5 protein-coding genes are annotated in these 17,659 nt (G+C 70.8%); all 5 read right to left on the bottom strand.

All coding sequences use genetic code 11. The features are described 5' to 3' along the window. Nucleotides 1-48 precede the first annotated feature (48 nt). The 5 genes from OV207_RS08250 to OV207_RS08230 all read right to left on the bottom strand — a co-directional run bounded on the left by OV207_RS08250 (nucleotide 49) and on the right by OV207_RS08230 (nucleotide 17,601). Nucleotides 49-1,149 (bottom strand): TIGR04552 family protein, encoded by a 1,101-nt coding sequence (locus tag OV207_RS08250; protein ID WP_267553999.1) that lies wholly within the window; start codon nucleotides 1,147-1,149, stop codon nucleotides 49-51. A gap of 102 nt (nucleotides 1,150-1,251) precedes the next feature. Further along, nucleotides 1,252-1,734, bottom strand: coding sequence for a toxin-antitoxin system YwqK family antitoxin (locus OV207_RS08245; RefSeq protein WP_267553997.1), 483 nt, complete (start codon nucleotides 1,732-1,734; stop codon nucleotides 1,252-1,254). 230 nt (nucleotides 1,735-1,964) lie between these two features. Further along, nucleotides 1,965-2,858, bottom strand: a complete 894-nt coding sequence (locus OV207_RS08240; RefSeq protein ID WP_267553995.1) for a hypothetical protein — start codon at nucleotides 2,856-2,858, stop codon at nucleotides 1,965-1,967. Between the two features lie 234 nt (nucleotides 2,859-3,092). Continuing rightward, nucleotides 3,093-5,189, bottom strand: a complete 2,097-nt coding sequence (gltJ, locus tag OV207_RS08235) for an adventurous gliding motility protein GltJ (protein ID WP_267553994.1) — start codon at nucleotides 5,187-5,189, stop codon at nucleotides 3,093-3,095. A gap of 136 nt (nucleotides 5,190-5,325) precedes the next feature. Beyond that, on the bottom strand, nucleotides 5,326-17,601 hold the full coding sequence (locus OV207_RS08230) for a tetratricopeptide repeat protein (protein ID WP_267553992.1): 12,276 nt from the start codon (nucleotides 17,599-17,601) through the stop codon (nucleotides 5,326-5,328). Between the last annotated feature and the right edge of the window lie 58 nt (nucleotides 17,602-17,659).

Below are 17,659 nucleotides of genomic sequence, written 5' to 3'. Positions count from 1 at the left end.
CATCGTTTTGGCAGCAGCGCGTGCCTTTGCAATCGGTGGCGGCACGAATCATCCCTGGCGCTTGGGCACGACCAGTCCTCGACTCAATCGGTTGAGGACCCGTCGTTTCTGCCTGCGCTTGTAGCTCTCGTGGGCATTGTCCCCGGCCTCGTTGCGGCGGGCCGTTTCCTCATCCGCAATCTGGAACTCCACCAATGCGAATGTCACCCGCCCCTTTCGAAGGCGGGTGTCGTTTTCAGGAGGAGGGAGGTACGGGTCCATCCGCAGAGGGAGGTCCACGACGAAGTTGAGGACCTGATAGGAGCTGCCCGAGAAGGCATTCCCTGTACGGTCCTCGCGATCCTCGAAGTCACGGTCGAGATGAAGCTGGGGGATGAACTGCTCGAAGTGGGGGTTCTCCGCGAGCAGTCCCTTGAAGGGCAGCAGGGTGTTCTCGGTCTGCCCCGGAACGACGAAGTTGAATGGGAACAACCGCTGCGTGAGGAAGTAGAGCACCGGGAGCAGGTCGGCACGCGCACGGGTGATGACCCGGAACCGCGTACGGTCATACACCTGGGCCGCGACGGTCTCCTTCTTCGCGATCAGCTTCGTGACCAGGGAGTCACGGGTCTTGATGGAATGGGCGAACTCCACGACGGGAAGACCCAGTTCCTGCATCTCGCGCGCAACGCCCAGCACCTTTTCCGTAACCATCTCCGCAAGTTCGGCTTCGGAAGCCGCCAACCGGAAGAGCAGGTCACGCCCTTCGATGTGCTGGATGACGTGCATCACCTTCAGGACGATGCAGGCGATCCGCCGGTAGCGCGCGAGGCCCTTCGCCCCGGAGGCGAACAGGAAGAGGTCATGGATTTCCTGGGGCTGGGCCACCGCGTCAGCGACCCGGTAGTCAAAGGTCTTGCGGAGGTACTCCACTGCATCCGCGAGCACCGTTCGGGCCCAGGCGTCGTCGTAGGACCGCGACACGTCCAGCTGACAGAGGCGAAGAAACCGGTCCACCTCATCCCGGGTCTGGAAGTGCATACGCCGCCAGTCAATGACGGAGCCACCTCGCAGGATGAGCCGGATGCGCTCAAGTTCACGCAATCCCATCTGCGGCACCGGGCAGACAGGAATGGCGGAGAGGACGGGAACGAGGGAAGGGGCCTTCACGATGCTGTTCCTAGCCGGCTGGAGCCCCAAGGGAAAGCCCCGCAATGCGAAGGGCCCCAGCCTGGGAGCAGGCAGGGGCCCTCGCTGCCGCATCCTGCTCGGCTACTTGACCGCGACTTCCTTGCCGTTCTCGAAGCGGGCCTGGTGGACGATCTTCCCGTCCTCGCTCAGTTCCTGCACCACGCCGTTCTTCAACCCGTTCTTGTACTCCTCGACGAACTGGGGCTTGCCGCTGGCGAAGTAGAGAAAACGCTTCCCGTGGTAGTTGCTCTCACGGAACTCCGTCTTGCCGTACTCCTTGCCGGCCTCGTCAAAGAAGGACCAGGTGCCGGTCTTGAACCCGTTCGCATACTGCCCCACCGACGCCTTCTTCCCGTTGGCGTGGAACGAGCGGTAGGGGCCGTGCGCGACGAAGCTGCCTCCCGCGAGCTCCTGCTTGCGGCAAAAGAGTCCCTCCTCCTTGGAACCGGACTGCCGGGTCCCTTCGGGGCAGGTCAACTGGGTCGTGGTCTCGCCAGCAAAAGCGACAGGAGAAGCGAGAGCCAACCCCAGGGTGAACATCCGCATCAGCTTCTTTGACTGCATGGAGTCTCCTTTTGAAGTCGCCGGAATGCCCGTGCGCGCACCCGACAAGACGAGGAAGCGCTGAACGAAATTCATCTCGAACCCACTCGCGTTCCCGAAGGATGAACCGAAGCCTTCGTGAGTACCGTGATGGACTCAAACGAAGAGCCCCGCCCCAAGATTCCTGGGCGGGGCTCCATGGTGCTGCAGGTGATGGACGACTCGAACCTCAGCCCTCCATCACTCAGTGCTTAGTAGTTGGACTGGAAGCAGAAGAAGTTGCCGCCCGTGAAGTAGTAGCCCAGGGAAGCCGTGTTGGACGCAGGCAGCACGCAGAGGTTGGCAACGATGTCCGCGCGGTCACGGTTCGTGCCGGTGACCGTGTAGTTGCCCGAAGAGGAGCTGATCGACACACTGGTCGGCTGACCATCGACGAGAACGTAGAAGAACCCGTTCAGTTCGGCGGCGGTGGCCGGGAAGGGGGTGCTCGAGTACGCAGAGATGTTGATCTTCACGCGCTTGGTGGTCGAGGAGCCGCAGAAAGTCGTATCCGTCGTCACAGCGCCGGTCCCGACCTTGAAGATGATCGGACCCGTGGTGCCCAGCGCCGCCTTGTTGGAGAACTTCTCGTAGTTCACGCAGGTCGGGGCCGGAGGCGGCGAGCAGGTGCCGCTGTAGCAGGCCGAGCCGTACGCGCAGGTCGCCTTACCCTCGCCGTTGCAGGTGGCCGGAGCGGGGCTGCACACGCCGGTGGACGTGTTGCAGGTCTCGCCCGTGGCGCAGTCGGTGTCCTTGGTGCAGCCCGTATTGGAGCCGGGCTCTTCGCAGCGCTTGGACACGGTGCCGCAGACCTGGCCCGTGGTGCCGTTCTGCGAGTTGCAGAGCTCAGAGGTCGCGCACTGGCAGACCTTCGCCGTGTTGGTCGAACCCTGGAGCGGGGCGCAGTTCTTCTCCGCGTCGGGGCAGTCCGAGCCGCTTTCGCAGGTGTCCATGCACACGCCCGCGGCCGTGTTGCAGAAGCCGGAGGCGCAGTCGGTATCGGACGTACACGACTCGGTCGTCGTCGCGTCATCGCCACAGGCGGTCAGCGCCAGGCTCATCGTGCTCACCGCGGCGAGCATCACCATCATCTTGCGAAGCTGCATTCGGAACTTCCTCCTGGATTGGTACGTCGCCCGGTGCCTCCGGCCACAACTCCAGGCACCGGGTATTGAAGTCGAGCGGGCTTTAGTCCTCTCGCTCCAGACGTGTCAACGAGTGTCGACCGACCTTCCTACGACACCGCCCCAGAGAAATTCACTGTTCACAAAAGCGCACAAACCCACCGCACGCCACAGCGACATCGCCGTCATATCTGGCGGCGATGTCGCGCTTCCATTTCAGAACGTGAACGGGAAGTCGATGGGGTCGCCCTGCTTCTGGTGCTTCGGGAAGGACCACCCCTTGATGAGGCCGGTGATGCAGGTCGCCATGTGGCTCGTGCGGAACTCATCCGTGCGGCACGACACGCTGCTCGTCTTGCCACTCGGCTGGACCGTCCAGCGCATCACCAGCTTGCCGCTGAGCGACGGGTCCTTCTGCTTCTGCTCGTTCACGCACTTCACGATGGCCGGCTTGTTGTTCAGCACCACCTGCATGATGTCCGACTGCTGGAGGCGATCCAGCGTGCCACCCCCCGGCTCGGGCGGGATGTAGGCGGTGGTCGTCGTCTTGCCCGCCGGCTTCGTGCTGGCCGGCGTCTTCTTCGTGCCGAACAGCTCGTCGAAGTCGTCGTCCCCTGAAGCCGCGGCAGGCGCGGCCGAGGGCTTCGACACGGTGATCGCCTCCCCGTCATCCTCACGCTGGCGACTGCCACTGTTGCCAGAACCAGGACGCCGCTGGTTTCGCGGCTCCACCTTCGCCACCACCGTCGCCGTGTTGGGCGGGGTCGCGGGAGGCGGCGTCACCACGGCGGGAGGCGGCGTCGCTGCGGCCGGGGCCGCTGCCACGGCGGGCGCGGTGGCTGGAGCGGCCCCAGCAGCGGGCGCACCCGCGGCAGGCGTTCCCGCCGCCGGAGTGCCTTCCACCGGCGCCGCGGCGGGCGCGGTCGCCGCGACGGCCGCGGGTGGAGGCTGCGCCACCACGGGAGGCGGCGGCATGGGCGGCAGCTCCGCCGGGCGCGTCGCCACCTGGGCCGGTGCCTCCGGGGGGCGCTCGGTCGAAGAGCCTCGCGTGAGGGCGACGACCGCGGCCACCGCGATCACCAGCACCCCCGCCGTCACAGCGACCAGCATCCCCGTGCGGCCCTTGGAGCCCGTGGGAGCCGCCGCGGGCGGCGGATAGGCCGCGGGATAGCCCGGAGGCGGGTAGCCCTGGGGCTGCTGCCCGTAGGGCATCTGCGCCTGCTGCTGGGGATAGCCCTGGGGCTGCTGCGCGTACTGCGGCACGGGCTGCTGCGGCGCGTAGCCCTGCGGCTGCGGCGCGTAGCCCTGCGGCTGCGGCGCGTAGGCGGCGGGCGCGGCCATCCCCGGAGCCGCCCCCATCATGGCCGGAGACGACTTCGGCTCCGGCGGCGGCATGGGCACGTCCAGCAGACGTGACTGCGACAGCGGCTCGCGATCCAGCGAGGGCGCCGGACGCGGAGGCGGCTTGGTGAGGGCGTCGTTCTCCTCCTTCACCAGCGAGGCCAGCACGCTCGCGGCAGAGGGCTTCCAGCCCACCGGTTCATCCGGTGCGGTGGAACCGCCGCCCAGGCCTGGACGGGTGCTGCCCGCGCTGAAGGCGGACTCCACCGGTCCCGCGGCAATCGTCGGCGACGACGTGGAGACCGGCGCGGGCGCGACGATGACCGGCTTCGCTGGACGCGGCGCCAGCACCGACGCCAGCTCCGCCGTCTCCGAGAGGGGAATCCAGTCGCTGAAGCTCGAACGCCAGCAGAGGTTGTCGGGGCCCACCTCGCCCCGGTCCCAGGCGTCCTTCACCTTCTCCACCGACCAGGGGCCCACCTGCTTCTCGTCGATGGCGACGTACCACTCGTGCGACGCCGCGGCCTTCGCGTCGTCCGGCGAGGGCTCGGCCGCCTCGGCTTCCGCGAGCTTGCGCACCGTTTCGGCCTTCGCGGCCTTCACGGCTTCGGCTTCCGCGTCGCGGGCCTGCGCCTTCTGCGAACCCGTGCTCAGGACCTGGTCGAAGACGGCGCCAATCTCGTCCTCTTCCACGTCCGTGAAGAGGCCGCCTTCGGGCGGCGTGCCCAGTGTGGCGGGCAGCCCCGTTCCGGACGACTCGACGATGCGGGGCGCGTTGGAGTCCGCCGCGCCAGCCTTCGCTTCCGTGGCCGCGGGGGTGTCCGCCCCTCCCTCCTTCCCCGCCGATGCTCCGGCGGGCCTCACCAGGATGGTGTGACCACACTTCTTGCAACGAAGCTTGACCCCCTTGGGGCCAATCTTGTCGTCGCTGATCATGTACTGCGCGCGGCAGCTGTCGCAGACGAAACGCATCGTTCCCGTAAGCCTCAGAAATGACGGGCGAAATCCCGTCGGAATCGTAGAAGTGGCCACCGGGTGAGATCAAGGACACCCGCCTTGAACGCCCGCCTGCTTTCAACGCTTGAACCCTCGCGCCGGTCTGAGGGCACTATTTTCGAGCCTGCACTTCCACGTGTGTGCCTACAGCCACACGCAGCTCCTGCAAGTCTTCGGACGTCGCAAACACCAACAACTCCCGCAGCTTGGTGCGGGAGGGGACGCGGAACGACGACCCCGTCTCCCCCTGGACCATGCGGCGCACGGGCTCCAGTTCGCCCGCGGCGAAGAGGCCCGCGCGCGACGCGGTGAGCTCCGCGCCCTCCAACCAGTTGCGCACATCCTGCGGCGTCGCCGTGGGCAGGTAGGCCCTGGCGACCTTGGCCAGGGCGGCCCGGTCCGGCTCGCTCAGGCTCTTGTGGAGCAGCTGCCGCTCCACGTCCACCAGCCGCGGATCCACCGTGAAGCGCACATTGCCCACCACCAGGCTGAGCGCGGCCTGCACCACCGCCTCCAGCCGCTCGGGGGCGACGCGCTGGCTGAACGCCAGCTCCGGACGGGCCAGGGCCAGCGTCCGACCCAGGAGGTAGTACACCTCCTTCTGTCCCTGCTCCGCGAAGTACTTGCCGCCCACACGCACGCACGCGGGATGCGTCTGGAGCAGGTCCACGTTCACGAGCGGCTCGGGGGCCGGTTCGTTGGAGCGCTTCGCCAGCCGCTCGCGCGTGGCCACGAGGAAGGGCGAGTACAGCTCCACCGCCTCCATGTTGAAGAGCCGCGCGACGTAGCGGTAGTGGTTGACGTGGTACTCCTGCGCCGTCGCCACGTCGATGCGGTGGCGCTTCGGGACCAGCTGGTACTGCGGGAAGGGCACCGCGTACAGGTGTCCCGCCTTCTCGAAGAGCAGCCCCAACAGCTCCGACAGCGGTCCCCGCACCTTCGGGTGGAAGAGCGCCGTCTGCCACAGCCGGTCCGTCAGCGGACGCTGCGCCAGTTCCTTCTTCTTCGCGTAGGGCCCCAGCTTGGTGAGGATCTCCTGCTCGTCCTCCCCTGCCTCGCCCAGCAGCCCCGACACGGCCTGCGCCGCGAGCCACGCGGCGTCGTAGTCCTTGCGCACCGCGGACAGCCGCACCAGATGGCCCACCACCTTGCGCGGGTTCTCCGTGTTCGGCAGCGCGCGGCGCAGCGCGACGATGGCCTCTTCCTCGCGGCCCGGCATCTGGCCGGCGACCTCCGCGAACGTCTCCTGGATGCCCGCGTCGTCCGGCATGCCCTTCGCCGCGACGCCGTAGGCGGCCACCGCGCCCTCCGGGTGCTTGAGCACCTGGAGGTACAGGTCGCCCAGGGCGCGCCACAGCGTCATGCGAGCGGGGTGCGTGTCCGGCGTCTTGGGCAGACGCGAGAGCATGCGCGTGTAGTTCTCCTCCAGCACCTTCCACTGGCGCGCGCCACCGAGCAGCGCCTCCAGCGCGCTGAAGGCCTCCACGAAGCGATGGTCCAGGTCGAGCGCGGCGTTGAAGGCCTGCGTCGCGCCCTCCACGTCCTTCAGCTCGTCGCGGCGGATCTCCCCCAGCGCGAACCACACGCGCTTGGCCTTGTGCGGCTCGGACGCGAGCTCGGGCAGCGACAGCATGCGCCCCAGCACGTCCGCGGCCTTCTGGCCCTGACGCGTCTCACGCAGCAGGCGGTAGAGCGCGTCCATCACCTCCGGCGCTTCCGGATGCGTCTTGAGGGCGCCGCTGAACGCGTCGATGGCCATGTACGGGTCGTGCAGCTCGTCCCGCGCGATGCGCCCCAGCTCCAGGTAGACCTTGACCTTCGCCTCGCCCTCCAGGCTGTTGACGAGGTCCTGGCGCAGCTCCGCGGACTTCTCGTAGCGGCCCGCCTTGTCCATCAACGCCACCAGCGCCCGCAGCGTCGGCTCGTGCTGCGGGTCGATGGCGATCGCCTTCTCGAAGTGGTTCTGCGCGCGGTCCGCCTGGCCGAGCGCGGCGTGCACGTCACCCAGCTGCCAGTAGACCTCCACCACCTCCAGGTCCGTCAGCTCCTCGCGGTGATGGATGAGGATGGTCTGGAAGACCTTGAGCGCGTCCTCGTACCGCTTCGCCTGCACCAGCAGGTTGCCGTAGCCCTCCAGCGCGGGCAGGTACGTGGCGTCCAGGCCGTAGGCCTTCTCGTACGAGCTGAGCGCCTTGTCGCGCCGGCCCAGCTTCTCCGTCACGTAGCCCAGCCGGTACAGCTGGCGGCAGAGGTCCTGGGCGACGGCGGCGTCCTTCTCCGCCATGGCCTTCTCCGCCATCTTGCGCGTGACGATGTCGAGCATCCGCTCCGCGGACGACCAGTCCTCGCGCGCGATGTAGACGTCCGCCAGGGGGCGGGCCGCCTCCAGGCTGTCCGGGATGTGCTTGAGGGCCTCTTCCCAATAGTGGGTGGCCGCCTCGCGGTCCTCGCGCGTCTCCGCGTGGTAGCGCGCGACGTCCAGCAGGGCGCGGCCCTTGGCGGCCGGATCATCCGTCTGCTGCGCTTCCTGCAGCAGCGTCTGCTCGTAGCCGCCCCAGTCCTTCTCCTGCTCCTGGATGCCCTTGAGGGCGCGGATGGTGGGCAGGTGGCCCGGGTCGATGGCCAGCGCCTGCTGGTACGCGTTCCGGGCGCTGGACATGTCCGACAGCATGTCCTCGTTGATCTTCCCCAGGCGGTGCCACAGCTCCACCGCCACCGGGTCGGTGCCCACGACCTGCGCTTCCTTCTGCAGCATCTCCAGCGCGAAGGGCCAGTTGCCGCTGCGCTCGTAGAGGTTGCCCAGCGCGTGCAGGGCCTGGCGGGACTCGGGGTCCGTGGCGAGCGCCGCGTGGTAGCTGTTCACCGCGCGGTCCACCACCTTGAGCTGCTGGTACTGGACGTTGCCGATCTCCACGTACAGCTCCGCCTGCTCCTGCGGACTGGTGGCGAGCGCGAGCTGCCGCTCGTACGCGGAGATGAGGTCCTCCCACCGGGCCTGCGCGCGGCGCAGCCGGATGAGGGACTTGATGGCCGGCACGTTCTGCGGGTCGATGGAGAGCACGCCCTCCACGCACGCGTCCGCGTTCGCCGGGTTCTGGTACGTGTCCTCCCAGATGGTCGCGCTGCGGAACAGGACGCGGACCTTCTCGCGGTAGTCCTGGCTCAGCTCCAGCATCCGCTCATAGATGGCGAGCAGGTCCGCTGGCTGATCCAACCGGATGTGCAGCCGCTCCAACGATTCCAGCGCCTCGCGGTTGACGGGGTCGAACTCCAACGCCATCCGGAACGCGGAGACCGCGGACTCGTCGTCCTTCAGGTCGCGCTCGTAGACGGTCGCCACCTCCACCTGGATGCGCGCCCGCTCCTCGGCGGACGACGCGAGGTCGCGCGCCCGCAGCAGCGTGGTGGCCACGTCGCGGTGGGCCCCGCCCCGCCGGTACAGGCGGGTGAGGACGCCAAGCGTCTCCTGGTCCGGCTCCAGCTCCAGCGCGCGCAGCAGGGCGCTGGCCGCTTCGATGGGGTCCTCCAGCGTCTCGTCCCAGACGCGGGCGATCTCCTTGAGGATGCCCTTGCGCGCCTCGATGGAGCCCGCCGCTTCCAGCTTCTGCTCCAGCGCGACGACGTACTCGCGGTCCCGGCCGCGACGCTGGAACACCGCCGCCAGCCCGTCCAGCGCGGTGGCGTTGGTGGGGTCGAACTCGAGGATCTTCCGGAACGCGGCCTCGGCGGCCTGCGGGTCATCCAGGCGCGTGTCGTGGATGCGCGCCAGCGTGACGTACAGCCGCTCCGCGAGCGGTCCGCGGGGCAGCTCGTCCGCGACCTCCTCGTACACGGCCGCCAGCTCCTCGTGGCTGCCCGTCTCGTCCGCGAGGCGCTCCACCTCCTCGCGCAGGCCGTCCTCCGTCGCGTCCAGTTGCAGCGCGCGGCAAAGCGCCAAAAAGGCCACGTCCTTCTGGCCCAGGCGCTCTTCCTGCACCCGGGCGATCTCGCGCAGGGCCGCCAGCTTCTCCTCGTCGGTGACGAGGTGGGGCATGTAGCGGTCCATCACCGTCGCGTACGCACGCCAGTCGTTGTGCGTGCGGTACAGCGTGCACACGCGCTCGTAGGCCGTGCGGTTGGCCGGATCCAGCTCCAGCACCTTCTCCAGCGCGCCGGCGGAGAGCTCGGGCTTGCCGCCCTGCCCTTCCCACAGCTCCGCGACCGTGAAGTACGCGGCGATGGCCGGGTCACGCTCCTCGGTCTGCAGGTGCACCTGGACCTTGAGCTCCAGGGCCCGCACCGCGTCGTTCCACGCGCGCAGCGACACGGACAGCGCGTAGACGCGCTCCAGGTCGGCGACCACGTGCGGCTCGACCTCCAGCGCGCGGCGGGCCGCGTCCAGCGACTCCTCGCGCCGGCCCATGCCCGCGAGCACCTCCGCCAGCCGCAGGCGCAGCGCCTTCACGCCCTCGCTGTTCTCCTGCAGCGGGATGAGGCGGCGCAGCACGCCCACCAGCTCCTCGCGCTGGCCCGTCTCGTCGTACAGCTCGCGCAGCGTGTCCAGCACGCCCCGGTGCCGCGCGTCGCGGTCCAGCGCCGCCTTGAAGTACGGCACCGCCGCTTCCGGCTGCTTGAGCAGGCGGTACACCACGCGGCCCAGGCGCTCGTTGAGGCGCACAACCTCGCGCGGATCCAACGTCAGGGCCAGGCGGCCTTCGAGCAGCTCGCGCAGGTCCTGCGGACGGTCGGCCCGCTCGTACAGCGACTCCAGCGCGGAGAAGACCTGCTCGTTGCGCGGGTTCTTCGCCAGGAGCTCGCGGTACAGGTCGATGGAGCGGCCCAGGTCCGACAGCCCCTCGGCCGACACCTGCGCCATCTTGCCGAGCACGCGGTCGCGCTCACTGCCGACGACCTTGTCCGCCTGGAGCTTCAGGATGCCGTAGAGCTTCTCGGACGCACCCGCGCCCTCGTAGATGCCCTCCAGCAGCCGCGCCGACGCCAGGTGTCCCGGCTCCAGCGCGAGGATGGCCTCGTAGGCGCTCGCCGCGCGGTCCGGGCTGTCCAGCCGCTCCTGGTAGAGCTGCCCCAGGCGGAAGAGGAAGCCCAGCTTGTCCGCCGTGGTGGTCGCCCCGGTCGCCAGCGCTTCCAGCACGCCGGCCAGCTCCGGCCACGCCTCCAGGTGCAGGTAGAGCCGGTCCAACGCGACGAGCGAACGCTCCTGCACGGAGGCGTGCAGCGTGCGCGCGCGCTCGAAGTAGGACACCGCGCGGTCGGGGTCGCGCAGGCGCGTCTCCAGCACCTGCCCCAGCTTGAGGCACACCTGGGCCGCGTCCGCCGCCTCGGCGATGCGCGGCAGGGCCTCTTCGTAGAGCACCACCAGCTCGTCGTAGCTGCCCGCGACGTCGGTGGCGTTCTCCAGCCGGCGGCGCACCTCGCCGTCGTTCGGGTCCTCCTTGAAGCCGCGGTAGAGCGCGAGGAAGGCCAGCTCGCTCTCGCCCTGCGTCTCGCGCAGCGTGGCCAGCTCGCCGAGCAGCTGCTTGCGCTCGACCGCGTCCGGGGACACGCCCACCCGCGTCTCAATCAACTGCGCCAGCCGCATGACATCGCCGCTCGCACGGAAGGCGCGCAGCAGCGTCTCCACCGCCAGCAGGTTCTGGGGCTCGCGCGCCACCAGCGCTTCCATCCGGCCCACCGCGCCCGGGTGGTTGGGCTGCACCGACAGCACCTCGCCGTACAGCGCGAGCGCGCCCACCTTGTCGAGCAACTTGGACTCGCGCACCGTCGCGAGGCGGAACTTCAGCTCCAGCCCCTCCTCCGTCGGCATCAGCGCGATGCGCCGCGCGAGGACGTCCGCGAGCTCCGGCCAGCGCTCCTGCGTCTGGCAGAGCCCTTCCATCCGCGCGAGCGCGGCGGCGTCATCCGGCTTGAGCTCCAGCAGGCGCCGGAACGTGGCCAGCGCCCCCAGCGTGTCCTTGAGCTGCTCCTCCTGCAGCGCGCCAATCTGGAAGAGCACCGTGGCGCGACGCGCCGGCTCCTCCGACAGCGCGAGCTGACGGCGCAGCACCTCCAGCAGCTCCGACGGCCGGCCCTGCGACGCCACCAGCCGCGCGGTGCCATCCAGGGCCTCGTTGTCCGTGGGCTTGAGCTCCAGGACGCGCTTCCACGACGCCAGCGCCTCGGCCGGCTCGCCCAGGTCCACCTGGAGCCTCGCGAGCGCGCGGTACAGCTCCGCGCGGGCGGCGTCGCCCGCCTTGGGCGCGACCTCCATCAGCACCGCGCACAGCTCCTCCGGCGCCTCAGCCTTGTCCACCAGCGAGACGCACAGCTCCAGCGAGCGCGGATCCTCCGGCAGCTCACGCAGCGCGCGCGTGGCGGACAGGAACGCCATCTCCGCGTTCTCCAGCGCGGTGGCGTAGATCTCCGAGATGCGGCGCAGCAGCGCGGCGCGCTCCTGCGGCACGGCCTCCGCGGAGGCCCGCGACTCCAGCATCTCCACCTGCTTCAGGTGGTTGCCCACCGACGCGAAGACGGGCTCCAGGGCGCTCGCCGCCGCGCCTCGCAGCGGGCTCTCCGAGCGCGCCAGCTCCTCCAGCGCGCCCACCGCGCCCGGGTGGCCCGCGCGCCGCGCGAGGACCGCCTGGTACAGCTCCAGCGCGCCGCGCGGATCATCCAGGCGCGAGACCTTCAGGCGGCCCAGGCGCACCCGCAGGTCCGACGCCTCCTCCTGCGCGTCGCGCGCATCCGCCATCTGGATTTCACGCTCGACGTGCTGCGCGAGCTCCGCCCAGCGCTCCATGTCCGCGAGCACGCGGCCCAGCAGCTTCAGCGCGTTGGCGTTCTCCGGCCGGCGCTCCAGCACCTCGCGGTACGCCTGCGCGGAGAGCGACTTGTCCGCCAGCGTCTCCTCGGCCAGGTGCGCCAGCTCGAAGAGCAGGTTCACCTGCGAGGCGGGGTTGCCCTCCGCGGCCACCTGCCGGCGCATGACGAGCGCCAGTTCCCGGTGCGCGCCCGTGCGGCGATGCACGCGGGCGATGGCCTCCAGCACCGTCTTGTTCATCGGGTCGCGCCGGCTCACCTGCTCCCACGCGCGCACCGCCAGGTCGTAGCGCTTCAGGCGGTTGTCGTAGATGGCCGCCAGCCGCCGCCACAGGTCACCCGCCAGGGGCTCCGCGGGGTCGCGCTCCAACTGATCCTCGTAGGCCGCCCCCACCTCCTCGAAGGAACCCGAGTCCGCCGCGAGCCGCTCCAGCTCGTCGCGCACGGTGGCTTCCGCCGGCTGCTCGTTGAAGGCGCGCAGGCGCGCGACGAAGGCCAGCGACGTCTGGCCCAGGCCCTCGCGCAGGATGGCGATCTCCTGCAGGCGCTCCAGCCGCTTCTCCGGCGGCACTCCAGGCAGGAGCACCTCCAGCACGTCCACCAGCTTCCGCGTGTCGTTGAGGCCCCGGTAGACGGGCTCCAACAGACGGGCGGCCTCCAGCCGGGGGCCGTCGTGCGCGAGCAGGCGCTCCAGCCCCGCCACCACCTGGCCGTCGCCCGGCGACAGCTCCAGCAGCCGGCGGTAGACGGGCAGCGCCTCCGAGGGGCCGACTTCCTTCTCCAGCAGCTGCGCGCGGCGCAGCAGGTACGCGCGCCGGCCCGGCTCGTCCGGCGCGAGCTCGGCGAGCTGATCCAACACGTCCGCCTGCTCCACGAAGCGGCGCGTCTTGGCGTACAGCTTGTCGAGCGCGAGCAGCCCCTCCGGCACCATGCGCAGCGCCAGCGCGGAGCGGAGGACCTCGATGGCCTTCGCGTCCTCGCCCGAGCTCGCGTACGCCTCACCGGCCTTGAGCAGCAGGCCCAGCCGCGTCTCCGGGTCCGTGGCGAGCTGCGCCTGGCGGGCGTAGACCTCCGACAGGCTCTTGGCGTTCTGGCCCTTCTCGTACAGCCGGGACAGCGCCTCCAGGGCCTGACGGTCCTGCGGCGCATCCAGCAGCAGGTTCTTCCAGAGGCGCGTGGCCTCCTCGGGCTGATCCAGGCTCTCGCGCAGCTCCGCCGCGCGGCGCAGCATCTCCAACGCCACCGGGTCGCCGGAGGTCAGGTCCACCGCGGCGCTCTCGTAGATCTCCGCCAGGACCTCGTGGCTGCCCGTCTCGCGCGCCAGCCGCTCCAGGTCCGGCCGCACGCCCTCGCGGTCCAGCCCGTTGGCGAACGCCTTCACCGCCGCCATGAACGCGAGCGACGGCTGCTGCATGTCGCGCTCGTAGATGCGGCGGATCTCCCCCGCGAGGATGATCTTCTCCACCGTGAGCGCGGACTCCATCCGCGTCTCGCGCAGCGCCACCCGGCGGGCATGGTCGCCCACCTGCTCCAGCACCTTGTCCAGCACCTCCAGCGCCGCCCCGCTCGTGGGCACCGCCGCCTTCACCCAGGCCTCCAGCGCGGCGCGCGCGCCCGGATGGCCGGGGTCCTCGGTCAGGATGCGCTTGTAGAGGCCGAGCGCCGCGTTGGCGTCATCCAGCTCCGTGCGCAGCAGCTCCGCCAGACGGAAGGACACCTCGCGGCCCTGCGGGCTCTGCCCCTCCTGGTTGCGCCGCAGCGCGAGCGTCCACGCCAGGTCCTTGGAGCGGTTGAGGTCCGTGTAGAGCCGGTCCAGCGCGGTGGCGGCCTCGCGCTGCGCGGGGTCGCGCTCCGCGATGGCGCGCCACGCGGCGGCGGCGCTCTCCTTGTCGGTGAGCTTCGTCTCGTGCAGCAGCGCGGCCTCGCGCAGGCACACGAGCTGATCCGCGGGCTCCTGCGAGGCGGCCGCCAGCTTCTCCAGCACCTCCGCCAGCGCCGCCCACTCCTCGCCCGCCCGGTGCAGCCGCTGCAGGGCCCGCAGGCTGTCGAGGTTGCCCGGCTCCAGCGCCAGCAGCGCGCGCAGGGCCTTCACCGCCCCGGGCCGGTCGTCGAGCTTCTTCTCCTGCACCTCCGCCAGCTCACGCAGCAGCGCCGCGCGGGCCGGGCCCACGTCGCCCTCTTCCGTCAGCTCGCTGATGATCTCCGCGAAGCTGTCGAGCGAGTCCGCGTCCTCCGCGGCCTGACGCGCGGCGGCCCGCAGGCCCGCGTCCGCCGGGGCCATGCGCAGCGCCCGGGCGAGTGACGCGAAGGCCAGCTCCGGCTGCCGCAGGTGCGCCAGGTGCACCTGGGCCGCGGAGCGCAGCGCCTGCACCCGGCCGGCGTCGTCGCGCGCCACTTCGGCGAGCACGTCCAGCGTCGCCACCAGCTTGCGGTGCTCCTTCGTGCGCTCGTACGCGGGAATCAGCGCGCGCGCCGCCGCCTCGCGCGACGGGCCCGAGGCCAGCATCGCCTCCAGCGCCGCGAGCGCGTCCGGATCCGACGGTCGCTGCCGCAGCAGGTCCGCGTAGCTCTGCACGGCCTCCGCGCTGCCGTCCTGCGACCCCTGCAGCAGCTGCGCACGACGAAGCTTCAGCCGCGACACGTGGTCCGCGTCACCGGCCGTCTCCGCGAGGCCAATCATCCGCGCCAGGGTGTCCCCCAGTTCGCGGTCCATGCCCGCCTTTTCGTAGAGTTCGGCGAGGCGCGGCAGGTGCCGGCCCTCCTCCGCCCCGTGCGTGATGGCGGACTGGAGCGCCTCCGCGGCCTGCAGCGGACGGCCCAGCTCCACGTTGAGCTCCACCAGGCGCAGCAGCAGCTCCAGCCGCTCCGGCCCGCGCGTGGCGTGGATGCGCTTGCGCAGCAGCGTCTCCGCGTCCGCCGAGCGGCCCGCGCGTCCGTACAGCCTGACGAGGCGCTGGAGCACCTGCGGCGCCTCGGGCGCGCGCGACAGCGCGGCCTCCAGCGCGGTGATGGCCTCCGCGGCCATGCCGCCCTCTTCGGCCAGCACCGAGGCCTCGGAGAGCAGCTGCACCGCCAGGGCCGGATCCTCGGCTTCGGTGGCGAGCGTGCGCAGCACGCGTCCCAGCTCCGCGTGGGCGGACAGGTCGCGCGCCAGACGCGCCGTCTCCGCTCGCCCCGCTTCGTCCCTGGGCTCCTCGCGCACCATGCGCAGCCGCGTGTCGAAGGCGGCCCGGCTGTCCGCGAGCTGCTTCTCGTGGATGCTGGCCAGCACCGTCAGCAGCCGCTTGCGAGTCGCCGCGTCCGTCGTGGAGTCCAGTTGCTGCTGGAGCGCCGCCACCTGTCGCTGGTGGTCACCCGTGCGGCCGTAGTGGTTCGCCAGCGCCTCGGTGAGCTCGACCGTGCGCACGCCACCGGCCGCCAGCCGCTCCAGCCCGCCCACCACCACGCCGGTGGAGACGTTCTCCGCGAGCAGCGCCAGGAACAGGTCCGCCGCGTCCGACTGGCGGTTGAGCCGCTCCGCGTACAGCTTCGCCTGCCGCGCGGTCCACTCGTTGCGCTCGAGCTGCGACTCGGCCAGCGTCGCGAGCTTCGCCGCCAGGGACGCGGCCTCGTCGAACTTCGACAGCGCCACGCACAGCGCCTGGAGCCGCTGCACCGCCTGGGCATCCTCGGGCGCCAGCTGCACCCACTGGCGCACCAGCGCTTCCAGCTCCTCCGGGGGCGCGCCGGACGCCTCGCGCCGCGCGATGTCCGTCTCCAGCCGCGTCTTCGGATCATCCGCCAGCGCCGCGGCCGCTTGCAGCGACTTCACGGCCTCGCTCGCCGCCGAGTCTCCCGGTACGCGCGAGAGCACCTCGCGCCACGCGGCCTCCGCGCGCACGGGGTCCGCCAGCGGCCCCTGGAGCAGCTGCGCCAGGTGCCGCCACAGCGCCACCGCGACCGCCGGAGGCGCCGCGGCCTGCGCGGCCCGCAGCAGCGCGTGGGCCAGCGCCGGCTGCGCGTTGGCCTTCTCCGCGTGCTCCACCACCGTGTTGAGCAGGAGCGGACGCCCCGGCTCCAGCTCCAGCGCGCGAGCGAGCACCTCGAAGGCGCCGCGCTCGTTCTCCTGCTCCTCGAACATCAGCGCCAGCGCTTCGCAGAACGCCACCCGCTCCGCGCGCGGACGCGGCGCGAGCATGGCCAGCTCCAGGAGCGGCAGCACTTCGTCCAGCTTCTCGTCGTCCGCCAGCAGGCGCGACAGCTGGAAGGCCGCGAGCGCGTTGGTGGGCTCCAGCTTCAGGGCCTCTTCCAGGTGCCCGCGCGCCGCGTCGGGGTCCTTCAACTGCTGCATGCACAGGTCCGCCAGGCGCAGCCGCAGGCTGGCCTGCTGCGCGCGGTCCTTCACCGTGCCCAGGTAGCGCTCCAGCGTGGCCACCGCTTCCAGGTAGCGCTCCTGGCCCAGCATCAGCTCCGCGGCCAGGCTGGCCGCGTCCGCGCGCGAGGGGTCCGCCGCCACGGCCTTCTCGAAGGCGACCAGCGCCCCGGCCGCGTCGTTCATCCGCCCCAGCTTGAGCGTGCCCACGCGCAGCCACAGGTCCACCTGCGCCGTGCGGTCACGCGCCTCGCCCGCCATCGCCTCCAGCTGCACGATGGCCGGGGCGTGGTCGCCCGCTCGCGCCGCCATCCGCTCGATGAGCGTGAGCGCTTCGGGCATGCCCGGCCACAGCAGGAAGCAGCGATCCAGCGCCTCCTTCACCTTGGCGGCGGCGGTCGGGTCGTACCAGGCGAACAGCTTCGCCACGAGCAGCGACAGCCGCGCGGCGCTCTTGCGGTCGCGCTCCTCCAGCGACATGCCTCGCAGCATGCGCACCTTGTCGCGCCACACCTGCTCGAAGCGCTGCATCGCGCGGGTGGCCTTCTCCGCGCGCGCGTTCTGCGGATCCAGCTCCCGCGCCACGTCCAGCACCTGCTGCGCCAGCGCGTGCTCGGTGGGATCATCCACCAGCCGCTCCGCGAGCCCGGCGTACTCCTCCGCCATGCCCGCGTCGCCCAGCGCCGCGCGCTCCCGCTGCAACGCCTCGAAGGCCGGCTGGAAGCGCTCTTCGCTCAGCAGCAGCTGCCGGACCCGCCGGAACGTCGCCCGGTCCGGCTTCACCCGGGCCGCGCGCTGCAGGCAGAGCACCGCGCGATCACGCCGGAAGAGCTTCTGCTCGTACAGGTCCGCGGCCTTCAGGTAGTGGCCCGCGCTCTCCTCGCCCTGCGTGGCCGCGCCCAGCCGCTCCAGCACGTCCACGAGCGCCGCCGAGTCCTGGCGGATCTCATGCAGCCGCTTGAGCCCGCGCAGCGCGGGCATTGGATCCTTCGCGACCAGCAGCGCGCGCTTGAGCAGATCCTCCGCGCGGGCTGCGTTGCGCTGCCGCTCGTGCGCGAGCTCCGCCGCGCGGCACAGCAGCCGCGCCGCCTCTTCCGTGGGCACGTCCCGCGAGCGCCCCTCGTACAGGCGGATCAGCTCCTCGACCCGGCCGGATTTCTCCAGGGCCGCTTCGGTCTCGACGAAGGAGCGGTCATCGGTCACACGCAGCGTGGGACGCGCAGGGGTGGAAGGCAGTTCCATGATGCTCGGGGGCCAGGGGGGTGAATGAAACAGGGGCGCCAGCGGCCGGAGTGTACCG

Origin of the sequence: Corallococcus sp. BB11-1 (assembly GCF_026626625.1) — a bacterium.
In the GTDB taxonomy this organism is placed as follows: Bacteria; Myxococcota; Myxococcia; order Myxococcales; family Myxococcaceae; genus Corallococcus; species Corallococcus soli.
Note: the sequence above shows the minus strand (reverse complement) of the source record. Positions and strands in the feature narration are given on the sequence as shown.